Raw genomic sequence first — 1479 nt, forward strand, 5'->3', positions numbered from 1 at the left:
CCCCTGTTCCAGGCCATGTTCGTCCTTCAGAACGCCACCGACCAGCCCTGGACACTCCACGACCTCACCGTCCAACGTCAACGGGCGGCGACCACCACCGCTCGCTTCGATGTGAGCATGTCGGTCTTCGAAACCGAGTCCGGCCTGGATGTCACGCTCGTCTACGACACGGACCTCTTCCTGCCAGGCACCGCGCACCGCATGGCCCGGCACTACCACAACCTTCTGGCTCACATCGTCGACCAGCCAGAGACTACCGTCCACGCGTTGCCGTTGATGGACGCCGACGAGTTGCGCCAGGTCCTGCGATCGTGGAACGACACAGAGCGGTCTGTGCCAAGTGAGCTTGTTCATCGCATGGTCGAGCGTCAGGCAGTCGCTCAGCCCCTGAACACAGCCGTCGTATCACGGGAAGACAGCCTCACCTACCAGGACCTCAACACCCGGGCTAACCAACTCGCCCATCGCCTGCGAACACTCGGTGTCGGCCCTGATACCCCCGTCGCCATAGCCCTCGACCGCGGCACCCTACTCCCCACCGCCATGCTCGCCGTCCTCAAAGCCGGCGGCGGCTATGTTCCCCTCGACCCCGACTATCCCGCCGCACGACTCACCCAGCTCCTCAACGACACCCAAACCCCGCTTCTCCTCACCCGCCACAACCTCCTTCCGGACCTCCAGACCACACATCCCGTCCGGACCCTCAACCTCGACACCGACTGGCCCACCATCGCCACCCACCCCACCACCAATCCCCTCCCCACCGCTCAGCCCCACCACCTCGCCTATCTCATCTACACCTCCGGATCCACCGGCAGCCCCAAAGGCGTCGCCGTCGAACACCACTCCCTCACCAACTACCTCACTTGGGCAATGCACCATTTCGGCAGTCTCGACGGTGCCTCTCTGCAACATACGTCGGCTGCCTTCGACTTCGCCGTTCCCGCCCTTCTCGGACCGCTGTGTGCCGGTGGCCGCGTCCTCATCACCGAGATGACCGACACCGCTGCCAATCGCACGATGCTGGCGGCTGCTCGACCAACCTTCGGGAAGGTCACTCCCGGGCACATCGCATTGCTCGACTCGTTCCCACCGGAGTTCTCGCCAGGTGCGCAGGGGCATCTCGTTACTGCTGGTGAGTCCTTGCTGGGCGAGCATGTGGCGACGTGGCGCCAGGACCACCCGGAGGTAACCGTGGTGAACTCCTACGGCCCCACCGAGACGACCGTCGCGTGCACTGTGTACACGATCCTCCCGAACGCGGAGCTGCCCGGAGGGCCGGTGCCCATTGGGAAGCCGGTCTGGAACACCCAGATCTACCTTCTAGACCGCTTCGGGAGCCCAGTTCCCATCGGGGTAACCGGCGAGATCCATGTGGCAGGCGAAGGCGTAGCGCGTGGGTACTGGAGGCGCCCGGAGCTGACGCAGGAGCGCTTCCTGGCGTGTCCCTTCGGCAAGCCGGGCGAGCGGATGTACCGC

1 protein-coding gene is annotated in these 1479 nt (G+C 65.0%); it reads left to right on the forward strand.

The window, feature by feature from the left end; translation table 11 throughout:
- Positions 1 to 3: 3 nt before the first annotated feature.
- A partial coding sequence (locus KVT45_RS54925) for an amino acid adenylation domain-containing protein (protein ID WP_302832723.1) occupies positions 4 to 1479 on the forward strand: 1476 nt, incomplete at its 3' end.

Source organism: Streptomyces sp. GbtcB6, from assembly GCF_019091475.1.
Taxonomy (GTDB): Bacteria; Actinomycetota; Actinomycetes; order Streptomycetales; family Streptomycetaceae; genus Streptomyces; species Streptomyces hyaluromycini.